This is a genomic window from Sphingopyxis sp. (assembly GCF_016704835.1).
Classification (GTDB): Bacteria; Pseudomonadota; Alphaproteobacteria; order Sphingomonadales; family Sphingomonadaceae; genus Sphingopyxis.
The window spans coordinates 30,832-51,490 of the sequence record NZ_JADIZJ010000022.1; the positions used below are offsets into that span (position 1 = coordinate 30,832).

Here is a 20,659-nt window from a genome sequence, read left to right on the forward strand (position 1 = left end):
TGATGGGGTTTATCCAGGCTTTCATCGAAACGCATCAGGCAGTCATCTCGCTGGTCGTCCTGGTCGGCATCTTTGTCGGCTTCATGATGGAACGCCTGCCCGCCACGGTGATCGCCGTCGTCGGCGCGTGCGTCTATCTGGCGCTGGGCATCCTCGATTCCGACGCCATGTATTCGGTGTTTTCGAACTCGGCGCCGATTGTCATCGGCGCGATGTTCGTGCTGTCGGGGGCGCTGATCCGCACCGGGGTGATCCAGCGCGTCGCCGACGCGATCATGGTCCGCGCCGAAAAACATCCGCGCCTCGCCATCGTCGAGGTGCTCGTCGGCGCCCTTGTCGCCTCGGCATTCCTGAACAACACGCCGGTCGTGGTCGTGTTGGTACCGATCATGTTGAAGCTGGCCGAAGTGACGGGCGTCAGTGCCAAAAAGCTGCTGATGCCGCTGTCGATTTCGGCGGTGCTGGGCGGGACGCTCACCCTGATCGGGACCTCAACCAATCTTGTCGTCGACGGTATCGTGCGTGATGCCGGGATGGAGCGGTTCGGGATTTTCGAGATCACTCCGATCGGCCTGGTCACCGCAGCGTCCGGGATGATCGGGCTGGCGCTGATGTGGTGGCTGCTCCCGGCCGACAAGCCGATCAAGGGACCCGCGGGAACGCACGACGCGCACCAATATCTCACCGAACTTGTGCTGGACGAGGACGATGACCTCGTTGGCATGACGGTCGAAGCATTTCGCGACTTGCCGCGTGCCGGCCGGATCGTTGGCATTCGCCGCGCATCGGCGGTGGTCCGGGGGGCGGAGCTGGAAAACTGGGTTCTCGCCCCTGGCGACCGCCTGATCGTTCGCGTCGATGGCGCGACTTTGATGACCTGGCGCGAGCAGGGGCGTTTTCGGCTCGGGATCGGTAGCGGCGATCCGGCCGAGAGCGACATGGTCGTCGAAACGATGGTCGCATCGAACCATCCTGCGATCGGCCAGCGGCTGATCGACATTCCCTTCCTGCAAAAGATCCGCGCGCGCATCATCGGCCTCGACCGCCCCGCGCACCAACCTGGCCCCGATCTGGCCAGCGTCCGCATCCGCCCCGCTGACCGCCTGCTCGTCGCCGGGGGCGCGCGCGAGGTCGAGGCGCTGCGCGACAATCCGCACCTGATCGGTGCCGATCTCGCAAAAGTGCGTGCTTTCCGCCGCGGCAAGGCCTGGATCGCGATCGCCTGCATGCTCGGCGTCGTGACACTCGCCGCGCTCAACGTGCTGACCATCGGCGTCGCCGCGATCATCGCGATCGGGGTGATCCTGATTACGCGCTGCATCGACAGCGAAGAGGCCTGGGGGACGATCGACGGCGACGTGCTGATCCTGATCTTCGCGATGCTTGCGGTCGGCCTTGCCCTCGAAAACAGCGGCGCGGTCGCGATGATGGTCGGGTGGGTCAAGCCGTCGCTCGCCGATGCACCGCCGTGGGTGCTCGTCTTCGGCATCTATTTCTTCGCGCTGATCCTGTCCGAACTGCTTAGCAACAATGCGGTGGCGGCGTTGATGACCCCGGTCACGCTGGCAATTGCGTCCGAACTTGGCGCCGATCCGCGCCCCCTCGTCATCGCGCTGATGATCGGCGCCTCGGCCTGTTTTGCAACCCCGATCGGTTATCAGACCAATACTATCGTCTATGCCGCGGGCGATTACCGCTTCATCGACTTCGTCAAGATCGGCGTTCCGCTCAATATCATCACCGGGGTGTCGACCTGCGTCGCCATCGTGTTTTTCATGACCTGACGCGCCCTTGACGCTGCGCGCTGCGGCGGCTCAAAGGGAAGTCAAATCCGGCTCGCGAAAGCGGGCCGATCGGCAAAAAAGATCTGAACGGGGGACGTCCGCATGGACCGCAAGCTGACTTGGTATATATTGGCGGGCATGGCGCTTGGCGTGGTGGTGGGTTACGCCGTCCACATCGGCATTGCGGCCGACCAGCCCTGGTTCGAATATCTGACCAAGACATTCAAGCTGCTGTCCGACATCTTCCTCAACCTGATCAAGCTGCTCGTCGCGCCGCTGGTGCTCTCGACCATCGTCGTCGGCATCGCGCATATGGGCGACAGCAGCGCGCTCGGCCGCATCGGGACGCGCGCGATCATCTGGTTCATCACCGCCAGCTTCATCTCGATCGCGCTCGGCCTGCTCATGGTCAACCTGTTCCAGCCCGGCATCGGCGCGCCGATCCCTGACGCGGCGGAAGCCGCGAAGATGGTCGGAGAGGTCAAGAAGCTCGACGCCTGGGAATTCACCCTGTCGATCTTTCCCAAAAATGCGCTTGAGGCGCTGGCGACCAACAACATCCTGCAAATTCTGGTCTTCTCGATCTTTGCCGGCGTCGCCTTGTCGGCGATCGGTGAGAAGGGCGCGGCGCTGGTTCGCGGCGCCGATGCGCTGGCCGAAATGATGCTCCAGATCACCGGCTATGTGATGCGCTTCGCACCCTTTGCCGTGTTTGGCGCGATCGCCAATGTCGTCGCCAAAAGCGGCCTCGGCATCCTCGCGACCTATTTCGAGCTGCTCGTCGAATTTTATGCGTCGCTGGTGCTGCTGTGGATCATCCTGCTGATGATCGGCTGGGTGTTCCTGCGCCAGCGCATCTGGATGCTGATCCGCTATATCCGCGAGCCGCTGCTGATCGCCTTTTCGACCGCTTCGTCGGAAGCCGCGCTGCCCAAGATGTTCGAACAGCTCGACCGCTTCGGCGTACCGCGCCGCATTTCGGGCTTCATGCTGCCCCTGGGCTACAGCTTCAACCTCGATGGTTCGATGATGTATATGAGCTTTGCGACAATCTTCATCGCGCAGGCTTATGGCATCGACCTGTCGATCAGCACCCAGATCCTCATCCTGCTGACACTGATGATCAGTTCGAAGGGGATCGCCGCGGTGCCGCGCGCCAGCCTCGTCGTCATCACCGGGACGCTGGCGCAATTTGGCCTGCCGATAGAAGGGGTGGCGATCATCCTCGCGATCGACCAGTTCCTCGACATGGGCCGCACCGCGACCAATGTCGTCGGCAATGCGGTGGCGACCAGCGTCATCACCAAGTGGGAAGGCATGCTCGAAGTGCCCGAACCGCCCGAAGTCGAGCGGCCGCACGCCCCGGCGCATACGCCGCACCATGGAACCCGCGGGCTCGATCTTCGTGATGATATAGCGGAGGGCGAAAGCAAGCCGGCGGCCGACAGCGCTTAAAACGCAAGCTTCGGGCCGCTCAAATCGAGCGAGCAAGGAGCGAAACATGGCAGAAACAGCAGCGATCGACACGGCGGCGCGCGATGAGGCGCGCGCCCGGCGGCTGCGCTGGCGGATGCTCATCGGCTTCGTCGCCGGGCTGCTCGTCGGGCTGGCGGTCCACTATGGCGCGCGCGACGCGGCGTGGGTTTCGGCGATCACCACCTATGTGACCGGGCCGCTGGGACAGATATTCCTGCGCCTGCTGTTCATGCTCGTCATCCCGCTGCTCGTCTCGGCGCTGATCGTCGGCGTCGCCGAAATGGGCGAGATGCGCGCACTGAAATCGATCGGCGTGCGGACGCTCGTCTATACGATTGCGATTTCGGCGATTTCGGTGATCATCAGCCTTGCGGTCGTGAACCTGCTCCAGCCCGGCGCCGGGGTCGATCCCGCGCTGGCCCGCTCGCTGATGGCGGAGGGGGCGGCGGGCGCGCAGGCGATCGCCGATCGCGCGGGCGAATCCAAATCGGGGATCGACGCGGTCATCGCGATCGTCCCCGACAATATCTTCGCCGCCATGGGGACGAACGACGTGCTCGCGGTGATGTTCTTCGCGCTCTTCTTCGGCATCGGGCTGATGCTGGTCAACACCCCGCGGACCGAAACGCTGAAGACGGCGATCGAGGGGGTGTTCGAAGTCGTCATGAAGCTGATCGGTCTTGTCATCCAGCTCGCGCCGATCGCGGTCTTCTGTTTCATGTTCAACCTCGCCGCGCAGTTCGGTTGGGACCTCATCCTTCGTCTGTCGGCCTTTGTCGGCGTCGTGCTGCTCGCGCTTGCGCTTCAGATGTTCATCGTCTTCCCCCTCCTGCTCAAGACGCTGGCGGGCAAATCGCCGGTCCTATTCTTTCGCCAGACGCAGGAAGCCTTTGTGATGGCCTTTGCGACCGCCTCGTCGAACGCGACGCTGCCGACGGCGCTCCGCGTCGCGCACGACCAGCTGCGCCTGCCCGACAAGGTCGCACGCTTCGTGCTCACTATCGGCGCGACCGCCAACCAGAATGGCACCGCGATGTTCGAAGGCGTGACCGTGATCTTTCTCGCGCAATTCTTCGGCATCGACCTGACGCTTCAGCAGCAGGTCGTTGTGATGTTCGTGTGCATATTGGGGGGCATCGGCACCGCGGGCGTTCCCGCCGGATCGCTGCCGGTGATCGCGCTGATCCTCGCCTCGGTCGGGGTGCCGCCTGAAGGCATCGGGCTGATCCTCGGCGTCGACCGCTTCCTCGATATGTGCCGCACGACGCTCAACGTCGTCGGCGATCTCGTCGCCGCGACGGTTGTATCGGCGGGCATCAAGGACGAGCCGGCGGATGTGGAACAGGCTGCCGCCGGCATCAAGGACGAACCGGCGGCAACGGAACAGGCTCCCGCCGCCTGACCGGGTTGGAAGCGATCAACCGTTACTGGGGCCGCACATTGGTTTCGCGATTGCCGCGGCTCGGTCTTTCCAACCTTGCTGGGCGGGGTTCGGGTGCGGGCGCACTGCGCGCCGGCGGCACCGACTGCGCCGAGGGCGCCTGACGAACCGTCGGGGCCGGACGCTCGGCCCGCGGCGTGCGCCGCAGTTCGGTGCCGGTGCGCGGGGCTGAAACCGCTTCGCCAGGTGCGATCACCGGCCTGTTGCGGCTCGGGCGCGGGCGCGGGGCGCTGCCGTCGGCTTGCGGCACCGGGCGCGGGCGGCCCGCACCCCAATTGGGGCGTCCAGGCCGGTCGGGGCTTGTGACAGCCGGCGGTGCGGCGGCGGCGCCATCGCCCAGGCCGCGGCCCGGTCGCGTGCCGCGGGGGCCGTCATTGCCGCGATCGCCGCGGTTCCAGCCGCCGGGCCTGCCCGGGCGACCATCGCCCGGCCGTCCGTCGCCGTCGCCGCGGTTCCAGCCGCCGGGGCGCCCGGGCTGGCCGTCGCCGCGCCCGCCATGATGCTTCCACCAGGCGCGGCGCCCGCCCCAATAGTTGAGATACTGGTCTCGCAGCGGATAGCGGTTGCGGTAATTGTCGAACATCCACATGCCATAGCCGGGGTAATAATAATCGTCGTACCAGCCGCCGCCGAAGCCGATCTGCGCGAAACCGCCGCCATAATCGGACGCGTCGTAGCAGTCATAGCCATAGCCATCGTCATAGGCATAGCCGTCGCTGTTGTAATAGGCATCGCCATAGCGTGACGAGCAATCGCCGCCCGATGCATAGCTCGATCCGTACACGTCGCCATAATAGCAGCCACTGAGCGTCGTCGTCGCAAGCGCGGCAAGCGCGATGGACAGGGGGCGCTTCAAACTCTTGGCCATAATTTATCCTTTCGGGTCGAACGCATACGGTCCGGACCTCGACCGCCCGATTGCACGAGTCGAGTTGAATTTGCGGTGAATGGTGTCGCGCGCCAGGCCCGACGTTACTTGCATCAATGTCAGTAGTACGGTACCCCAAACCCAAGGCAAGATGGACGAGGATTTGAACCGATGAACGCGCCCACGAAGATCCAGCAGACAAGCCAATGGTCGGACGCCCGCTTCGGCCCCGATACGCAGCATTGGCTGCCGCGCAATCCCGACCATATGCTCGACCATATTCCGGGCGAGGACGGCATGCCGGTGATCGGCAACACGCTCGAACAGCTCGGCGACTATCGCGGCTTCACCAATCGCATGGTGGCCAAATATGGCCGCGTCTATCGCAACAACAGTTTTGGCGGACGCAGCGTGGCCCTGCACGGTCCCGAAGCGAACGAGCTCGTGATGTTCGACCGCGACAAGATCTTTTCGTCCGAACAGGGCTGGGGGCCGGTGCTCAACCTGCTGTTCCCACGCGGGCTGATGCTGATGGATTTCGAAAAGCATCGCGCCGATCGCAAGATATTGTCGGTGGCGTTCAAGCCCGAACCGATGCGCCACTATGCCGAGGCGCTGAACGAGGGAATCAAGGATCGGGTTTCATCGTGGAGCGGCAAAAGCTTCAAATTCTATCCGGCGATCAAGAAGCTGACGCTCGACCTCGCCGCGACCAGCTTCCTCGGCATCCCCTTTGGTCCCGAGGCCGACAAGGTGAATAAGGCGTTTGTCGACATGGTGCAGGCATCGATCGGCGTCGTCCGCGTCCCCATGCCCTTCACGGCGATGGGCCGCGGCGCCAAGGCGCGCGCCTATCTTGTCGAGTATTTCGGACGCATGGTGCCCGAGCGCCGCGAAGGCACGGGCGAGGATATTTTCAGCCAGATCTGCCGCGCCCGCGACGACAATGGCAACTATATGAGCGCCGAGGCGATCGTCGACCATATGAACTTCCTGATGATGGCGGCGCACGACACCATCACCAGCTCGATCACCTCGATGGTGTGGATGCTCGCCAAGCATCCCGAATGGCAGGACCAGTTGCGCGAAGAAATGCTCGCGGTTTCGCCGGCGGGCGAGGGCGTCGGTCACAACAGCCTCGGCGAGCTCGAAATGACCGAATGGGCGTTTAAGGAATCGCTGCGGCTGATCCCCCCGGTGCCCAGCTTTCCGCGCCGGGCCTTGAAAGATTTCGAATATGGCGGCTATCGCATCCCCGCCGGGACGTCGGTTGGGGTCAGCCCCGCCTATACGCACATGATGGAAGAATATTGGCCGCAGCCCGAAAAATTCGACCCGATGCGCTTTTCGCCCGAGGTCGCGCGCGAGCGGCACAAATATGCGTGGGTCCCCTTTGGCGGGGGCGCGCACATGTGCCTCGGGCTCCATTTCGCCTACATGCAGGCGAAGATTTTTTTTCATCACGTCATCACGACGCACCGCATCGTCGTGGCACCGGGCTACGAGCCGAAATGGCAAGTGCTGCCGATCCCGCGTCCGAAAGACGGGTTGATGGTGACATTCACGCCGCTCTGAGCTTGCACAGCGAGGCGCCGCACCCCATTGAAATGGGGTGAAAAGCGCTCGCCCTTATCTCATCTGGTTCGCCATCGCGGTTCTCCTCGCCCTGGGTGCAATCCGGGGCATGCAATGGGTGCGCGATCACCCTGAACATATGCCGACCGCGCGCTTCGAGATCGCGCATCCGCAGGGGTGGGCGACGCAGCGCAAGCTGGTCGGGTTGGCCGATGACGACGCCGCGTGTTTCGCCGCACTTGACCGCGTCAGCGCCGGGTATGAACGCCGGCCCGTGGTGGGCGTCGGCGCCTGCCGTGCGAGCCAGCGCATGGTGCTGACCGGCGACAAACTCGTGCCGACACTGCGCCCGGCCAATGCAGCACCCGGCTGCGCGGTCACGATCGCCATGGCCCTGTGGAATCGGGACGTCGTCCAGCCGCTGGCGCAAAAATATTTCGGCCAGAAAGTCGTCGCGCTCGAAAATCTGGGCAGCTACAACTGCCGCAAGATCGCGGGACAGCAGGCACGGAGCCAGCATTCGACCGCGAACGCGATCGATGTTTCGGCCTTCATCCTCGCCGACGGCACGCGCATCTCGCTGATCAACGACTGGGACGATGCCGACGTCCGGCGCGAATTCTTGCATGAGGTGCGCGACGGATCGTGCGACCTGTTCAGCACGGTGCTCTCACCCGACTATAATGCGGCCCACGCCGACCATTTCCATTTCGACATGGCGGCGCGAACGGCGGGATGGTCGGTCTGCCGCTGATTAAACGGTAAAGCTCTCGCCGCAACCGCAGGCGCCCTTGGCGTTCGGGTTTTCGAACACGAAACCCGCGGCGAAATCATCCTCGACCCAGTCCATGACACTGCCGATCAGGTAAAGCACCGACGCGCCGTCGATGTAGAAAACACCGCCCGGGGTTTCGATCTTTTCGTCGAACCGTTCTTCGCTTGTCACATAGTCGACCGAGTAAGCGAGGCCCGAGCAGCCGCGGCGCGGCGTCGACAGCTTGACGCCGATCGCATCAGCGGGGGCAGCCGCCATCAGCGCCGCGACGCGTGCCTCGGCGTTCGGGGTCAGGGTGACCGCGGCAGGGCGGGTGCGGACTTTGGTTTCGGTCATCAGAGCATTCCCAGTTCGAGCCGCGCTTCGTCGGTCATGTTCGCAGGCGACCATGGCGGATCCCAGACCAGATTGACCTCGGCATCGCCGACGCCGGGGACCGCGCCGACGCGCAGCTCGACCTCGGCGGGCATCGATTCCGCCACCGGACAATGCGGGGTCGTCAGCGTCATGGTGACGACGGCATGGCCCTCGTCGATCTCGACATTGTAGATGAGGCCCAGATCGTAGATATTCACCGGAATTTCGGGGTCGTAAATGTCCTTGAGCGCACTGACGATGGCCTCGTACAGGTCGCCGCCGACGCCATGCGGATCGGCCGCCGCGGGCTTGGCCGCAAGGAAGCCCTCCAGATAGTCACGCTTGCGCTCCAGCTTTTCGGGCGCCGTTTCGACATCCGCGACGCGCGCCTTTGGCGGCGCTTCGACGCTTTCGACTTCTTCGACCTTGATCATACGGTCCTCGCTCATCCGAAAATCCTCTCGACGCGTGACAGGCCCTCGATCAGCGCCGCCACATCGTCGTCATTGCTGTAAACGCCAAAACTCGCACGCGCGGTCGCGGCTACGCCCAGATGCTCCATCAGCGGCTGCGCGCAATGGTGCCCGGCGCGGATCGCGACCCCGCTTTCATCCAAGATAGTGCCGATGTCGTGCGGATGCACCCCCGCCATCGCAAAACTGACGATTCCGGCGCTGTTTTCCGGGCCGAACAAGGTGATGCTGTTGCGCCGCGCCAGTGCTTCGCGCAACGTGCCGACCAGTGCACATTCGTGCGCATGGATCGCGTCGATGCCGATGGCTTCGACATAACCGACCGCCGCCGCGAGCCCGATCGCCTCGATGATCGCCGGCGTTCCCGCCTCGAAGCGCGTGGGCGCGGGGGCATAGGTCGTGCGTTCAAAGGTCACGCGGTCGATCATCGACCCGCCGCCCTGCCACGGCGGCAGCGCATCGAGCTTGTCGCTCCACAGCACGCCGATGCCGGTCGGGCCGTAGAGCTTGTGCCCCGAAAAGACATAATAGTCGCAGCCCAATGCCGAAACATCGACGGGCAGGCGCGGCACCGCCTGACAGCCATCGATCAGCAGCTCGGCACCGACGCGGTGTGCAAGGTCGGCGGCGCGCGCAACGTCGAGCGGGCTGCCGAGCACGTTCGAGACATGCGCGAAGGCAACCATCGTGTGTTCGGGGGTCAGCAGCTTCTCGGCTGCATCCAAATCGATACAGCCGTCCGCCGTCAGTGGGCAGACGTCGATCTGCCAGCCGGCCAGCTGCCAGGGCACGATATTGCTGTGATGCTCGAGCACCGACAGCAGCACGCGGCCCTTGTTCGGGTGTGAATAGGCGACCAGATTGATTGCTTCGGTCGCCCCGCGCACGAACACGACCTGCTGCTCGGTCGCCCCGACAAACGCCGCAATTCGCCGCCGCGCCGCTTCATAGGCGAGCGTCATGTCGGCCGACCGCGCGTAAACGCCGCGGTGCACGGTCGCATAGTCGCGGCCCATCGCATTGACCGTCGCGTCGATCACCGCCCGCGGCTTTTGCGCTGTCGCGGCAGTGTCGAGATAATGCCAGCCCGGGCCAAGGCCGGGAAAGTCAGCCCGCACGTCGGGGAAGGTGCGAAGAGCGGTCGCGGTGTTCACACCAGCTCTCCCAACTTTGCCAGCGCCAGCGCTTGCAGCTTTTCCGCATCCTCGGCGCCGTCGAATACTCCAGCAACAAACGCCTGCAACATCAGCTTCTTCGCCTCGCCCGGCGGAATGCCGCGCGATTGCAGATAATAAAGCGCTTGTTCGTCGAGTTCGCCGATCGCGCAGCCATGCGCGCACTTCACATCGTCGGCGTAAATTTCCAGCTCGGGCTTGGCGTTGGCGGTAGCGCTGCGGTTGAGCAGCATCGCCTTTACATCCTGCGCGCTGTCGGTCTGCTGCGCATCGCGTGCGACTGCGACCTTGCCGAGATAGGTGCCGGTCGCGGTGCCGCCAAGGACCGAGCGCACGACCTGCCGCGACGTCGCGGCGGGTTCGGCGTGGGTAACCGTCGTTATGATCTCGAGGTTCTGCTCGCCGCCGCCGATCTGCGCCGCGCCGAGATGGAAGTCGGCGCCTTCGTGCAAGGTCACCGCCAGTTCGATGCGCCCATAAGCGCCCCCGATGTTCAGCACATGCAATGCCGCGGCAGCGCCCTTGCCGAGCACCAGCTCGATCTGCCGGATCTCGCCCGCATCCTGCACGAGCGCACGTGCAAACTTGCCGCCCGCGGGCACGATGATGCTCTCCGGCGCAGGCAACGGCCACGCCGCGGCGACCGCGTCGATGTCGCTATAACGCCACGCTTCGTCGCGGCGCGAGGGCAGAGTGGTCACCATATTCCCTCTCCGGTGGGGAGGGGAGAAGGCTGGAGCCGCGCCAAGCTCACGCCGCAATCTCCGCATAACCATGCGCTTCCAGCTCGCGCGCCAGTTCGGGTCCGCCCGACTTCACGATCCGCCCCGCCGCCAGCACATGCACAAAATCGGGCTGCACATAGTCGAGCAACCGCTGGTAATGCGTAATCAGCAGCACCGCCTTGTCGGGGCGACGCATGATGCTGTTGATCCCGTCGCCGACGGTGCGCAGGGCATCGATGTCGAGGCCGCTGTCGGTCTCGTCGAGGATCGCGAGCTTGGGATCGATGATCCCCATCTGCACCATCTCGTTGCGCTTCTTCTCGCCGCCCGAAAAGCCGACGTTCACCGGGCGTTTCAGCATATCCATGTCCATCTTGAGCAGCGCGGCTTTCTCGCGCGCCACCTTCAGGAACTCGCCGCCCGACAGCGGCTCTTCGCCGCGCGCTCGCCGCTGCGCGTTGAGCGCTTCGCGCAGGAACTGGACGTTCGACACGCCGGGAATCTCGACCGGATATTGGAAACCCAGGAAGAGGCCGGCTGCCGCGCGCTCATGCGGCTCCATGTCGAGCAGGTCGGCGCCGTCGAAGGTCGCCGATCCGTCGGTTACCTCATAGCCCGGCCGCCCGCCGAGCACATAGGACAAGGTCGACTTGCCCGCGCCGTTCGGTCCCATGATCGCATGGATTTCGCCCGCATTGATGCGCAGTGACAGGCCCTTCAGGATCGGCTTGTCGGCGACGGTGGCGTGCAGGTTTTCAATCGTCAGCATGTCAGACTTTCAGGCAGAATGGAGCAACGTGGCGCTCGCCAGATGGCGCGCCGACGCTGGACAAATGATGTGGGAAAAGCCCGCGAAGGGCAGGGGCCGAACGCCGCCTATTCGGCGGCGAAGATTTCCGCCAGTTCCGAATTGGCGACTTCTTCGACGCTGATCACGCTGGTGTTCTGCAGATGCTGCAACCGCCGGATCAGCATGGTCACCGCATGGTGCGGGACCATGATCACCTCGTCGCGGTCGCGTTCGGTTTTGCGCTGCTGCCGAATGACCACGCCCTGATGCGTCGGATAGGCCGTCACTGCCTGCACGGGATGCACGACCAGATCGGCTTCCGACCAGTTGAATTCCAAACCGCGTGCCATGGCTGTGTCTCCGGACCGAATCGGACTGGGGACGAGCATATGACAAAGACGTGACGCACCATGTCCCCGGATGCGGACTGGCAGAAATTATAGTTAATTCAGCCCGGTCCGCGGCGACTTCGCGTGCGAGCCCGGCGCAAACTGTCTCAATTCGGAGCATGTCAGGCCACGATTCAGCCCGCGGCCGACCCGTCAGGACCGCCTTGCCGACTATCGGGGCGCACAGATGGTCAATTTTGCGCATCTTGCGCTTTCATCTGATCCAAAATTCGCCGCTCGGCACCGCTAATGATCGCATTGGCGGTCGCTTGCGCCGTCTCGCGGCTGGCAAAGGGAATTTGCTCGCCAATGCCATCTGCCATGACATTGACCGCCACTTCGCGCGCGCCGGCAACCGATGCGACGTCGGCAAAACTGAGCGGCAAACGACCGAATTCGGCTTTGTAACTTGCAGCCGCCTTACGCAGATCGCGCTCATAGGATGTGACTGCGCCGCGAACCTCAGGCGGCAATTTCTCGGCAATCGCGCCCGCGTCGAGCAAGCGGCCATCGTCGGCCGAGCCCGCGTCACCGCAAGCCGAAAGCAGGGCCATGCCCAAGAAAACAGGGATCGCAAACCGCAGGCCCATTATCCCACGCTCCCTTCAAGGCTGATCCCCAGCAGCTTTTGCGCCTCGACCGCAAATTCCATTGGCAGCTGCTGCAGCACTTCCTTGGCAAAACCATTGACGATCAGTGCCACAGATTCTTCCGCATTCAGTCCGCGCTGCATCGCGTAGAACAGTTGGTCGTCGCTGATCTTGCTCGTCGTCGCTTCATGTTCGACGGTCGCAGTCGGGTTGCGGACCTCGATGTAGGGCACGGTGTGCGCGCCGCTCAGCGAGCCCAGCAGCAGGCTGTCGCACTGGGTGAAGTTGCGCACCCCCTCGGCATTCGGCGCCACTCGCACAATCCCGCGATAGGTGTTGTTCGACTTGCCCGCGCTGATCCCCTTTGAGACGATCGTCGAGCGCGTGCGCTTGCCATTGTGGATCATCTTGGTGCCGGTGTCGGCCTGCTGGTAATTGTTGGTGACCGCGACCGAATAAAATTCGCCGACGCTGTCGTCGCCGTTGAGCACGCAGCTGGGGTATTTCCACGTCACCGCGGAGCCCGTTTCGACCTGCGTCCACGACACCTTGCTGCGGTGCCCCTGGCACAGCGCGCGCTTGGTCACGAAATTATAGATGCCGCCCAGTCCCTCGGCATTGCCGGGGTACCAGTTCTGCACCGTCGAATATTTGATCTCGGCATCGTCGAGCGTCACCAGTTCGACCACCGCGGCATGCAGCTGGTTCTCGTCGCGCATCGGCGCGGTGCAGCCTTCGAGATAGGAGACGTACGCGCCCTTGTCGGCGATGATCAACGTCCGCTCGAACTGCCCCGTATTTTCGGCATTGATGCGGAAATAGGTGCTGAGTTCCATCGGGCAGCGCACGCCCTCGGGCACATAGACGAACGTCCCGTCGGAGAAGACCGCGCAATTGAGCGTCGCGAAATAATTGTCGTGCATCGGCACGACCTTGCCGAGCCACTTTTTCACCAGCTCGGGATATTCGCGGATCGCCTCCGAAATCGAGAGGAAGATCACCCCCGCACGCTTCAGCTCCTCGCGAAACGTCGTCGCGACGCTGACGCTGTCGAACACCGCATCGACCGCGACCTTGCGCGCGCCCTCGACGCCGGCGAGGACCTTCTGCTCCTCGATCGGGATGCCGAGCTTTTTATAGACCTCGAGGATTTCGGGATCGACTTCGTCGAGGCTGCCAAGCTTGGGCTTCGGCTTCGGGGCCGCGTAATAATAGGCGTCCTGATAGTCGATCGGCGGCACGTTGAGCTTCGCCCAGTCGGGGGTCTCCATCGTCTGCCAATGGCGAAACGCCTTCAGCCGCCAGTCGAGCATCCACTCGGGCTCGTTCTTCTTGGCCGAGATGAAGCGGACCGTGTCCTCGGTCAGCCCCTTGGGCGCAAAGTCGGTTTCGATGTCGGCGGACCAGCCATGCTCATAATCGGCGACCTTGGCGGCGGCGTCGTGCGCGGCCTGGTCTTTCACGGGGAGGTCGGTGTTATCGGTCATAATCTGATCTCGTCGCCGGCCATTGCCGGGATCGGCGGAGGGGAGGGGTGTTTGGGGGCGACGCTCAAGGTCGCCAGGCTGATCTCTTGCAAGGCCCCGCGCACCGCGCCGTTCACCACGCCCCAATGCGGCTGCACCTTGCAGCTACCCTCGAGCGAGCAATCATGCCGCCCTTCGGCAACGCAGGAGGTCAGGGCGATGGGCCCTTCCACCGCTTCGATGATGTCCGCAACGCTGATCGCCGCCGCAGGCCGCGCGAGCCGTACGCCGCCGCCGCTGCCGCGTGATGCCACGAGCAGACCGGCGCGGGCGAGGCCGCTCACCAGTTTCTGTGCGGTCGGTCCCGGTATGCCCGTCTGTTCGGCGAGCAGCGCGGCGTGGAGCGGCACCGTCCCGCACTGGCGGGCGGCGGCGCTCATGAGCACGACGGCATAATCGGCAAGGTTGGACAGGCGCATAAAATTGCGAACGATTCTTAACTGGAGTAAATCACTCCACTTATATAGGCCAAGCCTCTGCGCGGTGCAACCAGGCGGCCCTTCCAGGGTGCCAAGAAAAAAAAGGCACCCATCCGGCCGGGGCCAAATGAGTGCCGAGATGAAGGTCTCAGTCCTCGTCAGAGGATGAGCTCTTCTGGGTCGCAAGCGGGGATTATGCCGACGCGATGATTCGCGATTGGACGGAAACGCCAAAAGCGGCGGCCGCTCATATTTTGATGGTTAATCAGTGGCGGAGGTTCGATTTGCGGCGCGTCTCTTGCGTGATCGCGAGCGCCGCGAAGCAATCCAGAGCCCGCGTAAACCGCGCTCGATTTCTTCGCTGAGCTTGCCATGGCGGCGGCGGAGGACGCTCAGGTTTCCGACACCAGCGGGCCGACCTTGCCGGCCAGCTGCTTGCGGCCGCGGGTCGTCGCTTCGGTATAATTTGTCGGTTTGCTGAGCTGGCCTGGCGTCGCACCCGCGAAGCGCTTGATCTCGCGGATCAGATGCGACTGGTCATAAAAGGCATCGCCGAGCTGCGCGGAATCGAGCCCTTCGCCGCGCGCCAGCGCCGATGCGGCGCGCACCGCGCGATATTTGCGCGCCAGCATCCGCGGCGATAGCCCGTAATAATGTTTCGTCATCCGCTCAACCGAACGGATCGACATGCCCGTGGCACCGACCAGGTCGGATACCTGCGGCGAAGGCGATGCGGTCAGCCATTCATCGACGGTGCGGATGAACCACAAGGGCGGCGCCTCGCCGCGCGTCAGGATCTCGCGCGCAAAATTATTGCCGATGATCAGCCTCGCCTCGACGTCCGCTGCCTGTTCCAGCGCCGTCGCCACCTCGTCGATCCACGGCCCGAACCGGTCGGTCGCATCAATCGCGCGGTCGGTCAGCTTTTCGGCGTCGTCGCCCATCAGCGCCGCCCAGCCCGCGGGCAGCAGGCCAAGACCGAACAACTGCGTCGGAGAGTTGCTGATCGCGCGAACGCGCCCGCTCGTCGGGCCAATGATGATCGCACGCGACACCGTTGTGCGGTGGCCGTCGGCAAAGACATATTCGCCGTCGGCATTGGTGACAAAGCGGAACTGCGGCCGGTCGGCGCGTTCATATTCGTCGAATTTCGGCATGTTCAGCCGCGCAAAATAAAAGCTGGACACCATGTCCGCCAGATCGGGATCGGGCGGGAAATAGTGTAATTCGAACGGCGCGACGCCGTCCACGCTGCCACGCGACGATGATGCTTCTGACATGAGACCCAGCCCCGACAGCTTTTCCCCAAGCTGCCTTGTTATCTGGAACAAATCATTTGCGTTTCTTCGCTGCGCGTCAAGCGTGAAGTTTGTTCTTTAATTAGCTTTTTTGCGCGGCAATCCATGCATCGACGCGTCGCTCGAGGATGTCGAGCGGCACCGGTCCCGATTCGAGGACCACGTCGTGAAAGGCGCGATAGTCGAATTTCGCGCCCATCGCTGCCTGCGCGCGGCCGCGCAATTCCATGATCTTGAGCTTGCCGATCAGATATGCGGTCGCCTGTCCCGGATAGACGATATAGCGTTCGATCGCCTTTTCGATGTCGCCGTCGGGGTTGGGCGTGTTGTCTTTAAGATATTTGATCGCCCGTTCGCGGCTCCAGCGCTTGTCGTGGATTCCGGTGTCGACGACCAGGCGGCACGCACGCCACAGCTCCATGCCCAACCGCCCGAAATCGCTGTAGGGATCGGTGTAGAAGCCCATGTCCTTGGCCAGTTCCTCGCTATAGAGACCCCAGCCTTCGGTATAGGCTGTGAAACCGCCAAAGCGGCGGAACGGCGGCAGGCCGGTGAGCTCGGTCTGCACCGCACGCTGGAGGTGATGCCCCGGGACGCCCTCATGATATGCGAGCGCTTCGAGCTCGGTCTTGGGCATGTCGCGCAGGTCATAGAGATTGACGTAATAGGTACCGGGGCGCGATCCGTCGGGTGACGGCGACTGGTAGAACGCCTTGCCCGCCGATTTTTCGCGGAACGCTTCGACCGCCTTTACCTGCAAGGCGGCCTTGGGCAGCGTGTTGAAGAAAGCCGGGAGCCGGGCCTCCATCGCCCGCGTCCGCGCATCGACTTCGGCCAGATAGGCTTCGCGCGTCGTGTGATAATATTGCGGGCTGGTGCGCAGATGCTCGAAAAACTGCTGCAGCGTTCCCTTGAAGCCGACCTTGGTCATGATCGTCTTCATCTCGCCATGGATGCGCGCGACCTCGGACAGGCCGAGGTCGTGGATCTGTGTCGCGGTCATGTCGGTGGTCGTATAATTGGCGAGCAGCGCTTCGTAATAGGCTTTGCCGTCGGGCAGGCGCCACACCCCGTCCTGCGTCGGTGCGCTTGCCTGCTGGCGCTTCATTTCGGTCAGCAGGCGGCCGTAGGCGGGACCGGCGCTGTCGGCCCACGCCGTTTTCGCTGCGGTGGTCAGCCGCGTCTTTTCGGCAGCGGCAATGTCGAGCTTGGCGACCTTCGCGGTCAGATCCTCGATGACGGCGTTGTTCTGTCCTTGCAGATTACCAATGTCCGAAATCAGATAGGCATAGACCCATTTGGGCGGCTGGACGCCGCTGGCGGCGCGCGCCACCGATTGTGCGGTCAGCGCGTCGAGGACGGGACCAAGACCGCGAATCCGTGCGAGATAGGCTTCGGCCTCGGCGGCATCGGCAACCCGGTGGATGTTGATCAGGAAAGCGGGGAGCTGGCTTTGCGGGCCGTTCATCTGGTCGAAGACATAGCCGTGGTTGCGGTACGCAAACAGCCGCTGGGCGCGGGCGGCCTGCGCGTTGAACAGTTCGAACGACAGCGCATCGTCGGCCGACATCGTTTTGGGGTCAAAACTGCCGCGCATTGCCTCGGCGGTCGCCTGCTGCAATTTGTGGCTCGCGACCGCGGCGTCATCGCTGACATCGTTCCAGCGGCCATAATCGCCATCGCGAATTCCGCGATAAGCCTTGCCCTGCGGGCTCAGCGACAGCTGCGCGGCGTCATAATTGGCGAAGAATTGCGCAAGGTTGGCGCCGGCAGGAACGGCGTCGGGCGCAGGCACCGACGCCGCGGTAGCCGGCGCTTCCTGCGTCGCGGTGGGCGCGCAGCCTGCCACGGCGAGCAGAGCAAGGCCGGTGGACAGACGAGCGATGAGGCGAAGCTGCGACACGATTTTCTCCCAGTATTTCGATGGCTTTTTGGCGATGCCGATAGGTTGAGGCGGGGCTTGCCATAGCCGCGCGGGGCGCGCAATGGCGGGCCATGTCGCTCTTCGCCTCTGCCGCCGACGCCGCCTATGCGCTCGTTCGCCCGATCGTCCAAGCCACCGACGGTGAGGCGGCGCATAATCTGACCCTCAGCGCACTCCAGCCGCTGCCGCGCGCGCGGACCGCGCTGACCAGCCCGGTGCTCGCGACCGAACTTGCCGGGCTGCATTTCCCCAATCCGGTCGGTCTTGCCCCCGGTTTCGACAAGGATGCGCGCGTTGCGCACGCGATGCCGCATTTTGGTTTCGGCTTTGTCGAGGTCGGCACGCTGACGCCGTTGCCGCAAGCGGGCAACCCGCGCCCGCGGCTGTTCCGGCTGGTCGAGGATGGCGCGGTGATCAACCGCATGGGCTTCAACAATGGCGGGCAGGCCAAGGCGGCCGAACGCATTGCGTGCCTACGCCGCTATGGCCTGCCGGTGCCGCTCGGGATCAATATCGGCGCGAACAAGGACAGTATCGACCGTATCGCCGATTATGCCAAAGGCACCGCGGCGATGGCGCCGCTCGCCGATTATCTGACGATCAATATCAGCTCGCCGAACACGCCGGGCCTGCGCGCCTTGCAAGACAAGGGCGCTCTCGAGGCGCTGCTTGACGGCGTCGCCGCGGCGCAGCCTGCGGGCGCGGCGAGACCGGTGTTCCTGAAGGTCGCGCCAGACCTCGAACCCGCGGACATCGATGACATCGTCGCGGTGGCGATGAACATGGGTTTGGCCGCGGTGATCGTGTCGAACACGACCATCACCCGCCCGCCGCTGGCATCGCGCTATGCCGACGAAGCGGGAGGCCTGTCAGGGGCACCGCTCGCCGAACTGGCGCTGCAGCGGGTTCGCGACTTCCGCGCCGCGAGCGGTGGCAAGTTGCCGCTGGTTGCCGCGGGCGGGATCGCTTCGGCGGAGCAGGCGTGGGAACGCATCCGCGCGGGCGCCAGCCTGGTGCAGATTTATTCGGCGATGGTCTTTTCGGGCCCGGGCCTGGCGGCGCGTATTGCGCACGGGCTGGAACAGCTCGCGGTGCGCGACGGGTTCGCGCGCGTGGCGGACGCGGTCGGCAAGGGCGAATAATCCTCCCTGTCGCGGAGTGATCCGACCACGGACATCGGCTTCAGCTGTTCGGAGACATCGTTTACACTTTTGGCGGGTTGGCCGGGCGCGGAGCGATGCCGTTCGAAGGATTCCGTGCGATGTCCTTGCAAGCCAGAGTTGGTCCGTCAGTGCGCCGCGCTGCCACCTCGTCGCCGCTGCGCGGCAGGAAGGATCGGTTAGACTTGCACTCCCTCCGACCCCGCGCCAAAGTCGCCGCCATGTTGAAAAGATTCCTGCCGCTTGCCGCGGTCCTCACCCTGACCCTTCCGTCATCCGCCCTCGCACAGGGGGTCACCTCGTCCGCCGATTCGCGCGCGACCGAAGCGGGGCGTCAGATTTTGCACCAGGGCGGCACCGCTGCCGACGCCGCGGTCGCAATGGTCGCGGTGCTGACTTTGGTCGAGCCGCAATCGAGTGGCATCGGCGGCGGCGGCCTCATGCTGCATCATGATGCAAGGGATGGCAGCATTTCGACGATCGACGGCCGCGAAATGGCGCCTGCTTCTGCAAAGCCCGGTCGCTTTCTCGGCGCCGACGGCAAGCCGCGCGGCTATTCGGATGCGATTCCGGGCGGATTGTCGGTGGGTATTCCTGGCAACATGCGGCTGATGGAAATGGCGCACAAGAAATGGGGCAAGCTGGAATGGGCGGCTCTGTTCCAGCCCGCGATCAAGCTGGCCGAAGAAGGTTTCGAGGTCACCCCGGTGCTGTACAACTGGATGACGCGGTTCGAATCGCTGTGGAAGGATTTTCCAGAAGCGCGCGCGATCTATTATGTCGATGGCAAGCCGGCGCCAGTCGGGACCCGGATCCGCAATCCCGCCTACGCCGCGCTACTGCGTGATGTCGCCGCGCGCGGCCCCGGTGCTTTTTACAGCGGCGCCAATGCCAGGGCGATCAGCGAGGCGGTCGCCAATGCGCCGCGCAACAAGGCGCAGCTGACGGTCAAGGATGTCGCGTCCTACAAGGCGAAGGAACGTCCGGCGGTCTGCACCAGCTATCGCATCTACAAGGTGTGCGGCATGGGGCCGCCGTCATCGGGGGCGACCACTGTTCTCGGCATCCTCGGAATGATCGAGGGCTGGGACATGAAGGCGATGGGGCAGGACAATCCGATGAGCTGGCACCTGCTCGCCGAGGCGATGCAGCTCTCCTACGCCGACCGCGGTGCCTATCTGGGTGATGCCGATTTTGTCGAAGTCCCGGTGGCGGGGCTGCTCGACAAAAAATATCTGGCCGAGCGCCGCCAGCTGATCTCGCCCTTTGGCGCTGCCGGAACTTATGCGCCGGGCGCCCCGCCTGGCGCCAAGCCGCGCGCCGAAGCGCCGCCGATCCCCGAACAGGGTACCACCCATTTTGCGGTCGTCGACAAAGCGGGCAATGTCGTGTCGATGACCTCGACGATCGAGAGCATTTTCGGCAGCCACCTGATCGCCAACGGCTATTTCCTCAACAACGAACTCACCGATTTCGACCTTGCCCCGCTTCAGGATGGCGTACCAACCGCGAACCGTGTGCAGGCGGGCAAGCGCCCGCTGTCGTCGATGTCGCCGACGATCGTCTATGGTCCTGACGGCAAGGTCGTGCTCGCGGTCGGGTCGGCGGGCGGCAAGCGCATCATCATGCATGTGACGAAGGTGCTCGTTGGCGTGCTTGATTGGGGGCTCGATGCCAAAACGGCGATGGAACTGCCCAACCTCTATTTCGGCGACCGCGGCGTGCTGATCGAAAACACCGACGCCGGCGAGGCGTTGGCCGCGAAGATGAAACCCTTTGGTTATAGCTTCACACCGACCGAACTGGGATCAAAGCTCAACGCGGTCGAGCGTGTCGGCGACGGCTGGCGCGGCGCCGCCGATCCGCGCGGTCCGGGGACATCGTCGGTGGATGGCGCGCCGCCGCAAGGCTAAG

At 64.0% G+C, this 20,659-nt stretch carries 19 protein-coding genes; 7 read left to right on the forward strand and 12 right to left on the reverse strand.

What is annotated here, in order from left to right:
- Positions 1 to 2 precede the first annotated feature (2 nt).
- From IPF76_RS20055 to IPF76_RS20065, 3 genes are all read left to right on the forward strand, one after another.
- Positions 3 to 1,784: an SLC13 family permease gene (locus IPF76_RS20055; RefSeq protein ID WP_293847550.1), complete on the forward strand. Its 1,782-nt coding sequence runs from the start codon at positions 3 to 5 to the stop codon at positions 1,782 to 1,784.
- A 102-nt stretch (positions 1,785 to 1,886) separates the two neighbouring features.
- Positions 1,887 to 3,239, forward strand: coding sequence for a dicarboxylate/amino acid:cation symporter (locus IPF76_RS20060; protein ID WP_293847445.1), 1,353 nt, complete (start codon positions 1,887 to 1,889; stop codon positions 3,237 to 3,239).
- A gap of 46 nt (positions 3,240 to 3,285) precedes the next feature.
- Positions 3,286 to 4,662, forward strand: coding sequence for a dicarboxylate/amino acid:cation symporter (locus IPF76_RS20065; RefSeq protein ID WP_293847446.1), 1,377 nt, complete (start codon positions 3,286 to 3,288; stop codon positions 4,660 to 4,662).
- 22 nt (positions 4,663 to 4,684) lie between these two features.
- Here IPF76_RS20065 and IPF76_RS20070 read toward each other — a convergent pair whose 3' ends face one another.
- Entirely contained in the window at positions 4,685 to 5,569 is an 885-nt protein-coding gene (locus IPF76_RS20070) for a hypothetical protein (protein WP_293847447.1), read from the reverse strand.
- Between the two features lie 171 nt (positions 5,570 to 5,740).
- Here IPF76_RS20070 and IPF76_RS20075 point away from each other — a divergent pair, with 171 nt between their 5' ends.
- Complete coding sequence (locus tag IPF76_RS20075; protein WP_293847448.1) at positions 5,741 to 7,144, forward strand: cytochrome P450; 1,404 nt, start codon at positions 5,741 to 5,743, stop codon at positions 7,142 to 7,144.
- Between the two features lie 37 nt (positions 7,145 to 7,181).
- Positions 7,182 to 7,898, forward strand: a complete 717-nt coding sequence (locus tag IPF76_RS20080) for an extensin family protein (RefSeq protein WP_293847449.1) — start codon at positions 7,182 to 7,184, stop codon at positions 7,896 to 7,898.
- Here the strand turns inward: IPF76_RS20080 and IPF76_RS20085 are convergent, their stop codons facing one another.
- The 11 genes from IPF76_RS20085 to IPF76_RS20135 form a co-directional block, all read right to left on the reverse strand.
- Complete coding sequence (locus IPF76_RS20085; RefSeq protein ID WP_293847450.1) at positions 7,899 to 8,255, reverse strand: iron-sulfur cluster assembly accessory protein; 357 nt, start codon at positions 8,253 to 8,255, stop codon at positions 7,899 to 7,901.
- A complete protein-coding gene (locus IPF76_RS20090; protein WP_293847451.1) occupies positions 8,255 to 8,725 on the reverse strand; it encodes an SUF system Fe-S cluster assembly protein in 471 nt (156 codons plus the stop codon). Before IPF76_RS20090 ends, IPF76_RS20085 begins: the two co-directional genes overlap by 1 nt.
- Complete coding sequence (locus IPF76_RS20095) at positions 8,722 to 9,903, reverse strand: cysteine desulfurase (protein WP_293847452.1); 1,182 nt, start codon at positions 9,901 to 9,903, stop codon at positions 8,722 to 8,724. The genes IPF76_RS20090 and IPF76_RS20095 overlap by 4 nt, the downstream gene beginning before the upstream one ends.
- Complete coding sequence (locus IPF76_RS20100) at positions 9,900 to 10,628, reverse strand: SufD family Fe-S cluster assembly protein (protein ID WP_293847453.1); 729 nt, start codon at positions 10,626 to 10,628, stop codon at positions 9,900 to 9,902. Before IPF76_RS20100 ends, IPF76_RS20095 begins: the two co-directional genes overlap by 4 nt.
- Before the next feature lie 46 nt (positions 10,629 to 10,674).
- Positions 10,675 to 11,418, reverse strand: a complete 744-nt coding sequence (gene sufC, locus IPF76_RS20105) for a Fe-S cluster assembly ATPase SufC (protein WP_293847454.1) — start codon at positions 11,416 to 11,418, stop codon at positions 10,675 to 10,677.
- A gap of 107 nt (positions 11,419 to 11,525) precedes the next feature.
- The gene (locus tag IPF76_RS20110) at positions 11,526 to 11,789 is read right to left on the reverse strand and encodes a hypothetical protein (RefSeq protein ID WP_293847455.1); all 264 of its coding nucleotides are present in this window, start codon (positions 11,787 to 11,789) and stop codon (positions 11,526 to 11,528) included.
- Positions 11,790 to 12,019: 230 nt separating this feature from the next.
- The gene (locus tag IPF76_RS20115; RefSeq protein ID WP_293847456.1) at positions 12,020 to 12,418 is read right to left on the reverse strand and encodes a hypothetical protein; all 399 of its coding nucleotides are present in this window, start codon (positions 12,416 to 12,418) and stop codon (positions 12,020 to 12,022) included.
- Positions 12,418 to 13,905, reverse strand: coding sequence for a Fe-S cluster assembly protein SufB (sufB, locus tag IPF76_RS20120; RefSeq protein WP_293847457.1), 1,488 nt, complete (start codon positions 13,903 to 13,905; stop codon positions 12,418 to 12,420). The genes IPF76_RS20115 and sufB overlap by 1 nt, the downstream gene beginning before the upstream one ends.
- The gene (locus IPF76_RS20125; protein WP_293847458.1) at positions 13,902 to 14,363 is read right to left on the reverse strand and encodes an SUF system Fe-S cluster assembly regulator; all 462 of its coding nucleotides are present in this window, start codon (positions 14,361 to 14,363) and stop codon (positions 13,902 to 13,904) included. The genes sufB and IPF76_RS20125 overlap by 4 nt, the downstream gene beginning before the upstream one ends.
- Positions 14,364 to 14,755: 392 nt before the next feature.
- Complete coding sequence (locus IPF76_RS20130; protein ID WP_293847459.1) at positions 14,756 to 15,643, reverse strand: helix-turn-helix domain-containing protein; 888 nt, start codon at positions 15,641 to 15,643, stop codon at positions 14,756 to 14,758.
- Positions 15,644 to 15,743: 100 nt separating this feature from the next.
- Positions 15,744 to 17,564, reverse strand: coding sequence for a DUF885 family protein (locus tag IPF76_RS20135; protein WP_293847460.1), 1,821 nt, complete (start codon positions 17,562 to 17,564; stop codon positions 15,744 to 15,746).
- Between the two features lie 92 nt (positions 17,565 to 17,656).
- Between IPF76_RS20135 and IPF76_RS20140 the strand changes: the two genes are divergently transcribed.
- A complete protein-coding gene (locus tag IPF76_RS20140; protein WP_293847461.1) occupies positions 17,657 to 18,727 on the forward strand; it encodes a quinone-dependent dihydroorotate dehydrogenase in 1,071 nt (356 codons plus the stop codon).
- Between the two features lie 239 nt (positions 18,728 to 18,966).
- The gene (gene ggt, locus IPF76_RS20145; RefSeq protein ID WP_293847462.1) at positions 18,967 to 20,658 is read left to right on the forward strand and encodes a gamma-glutamyltransferase; all 1,692 of its coding nucleotides are present in this window, start codon (positions 18,967 to 18,969) and stop codon (positions 20,656 to 20,658) included.
- Position 20,659: the final 1 nt, after the last annotated feature.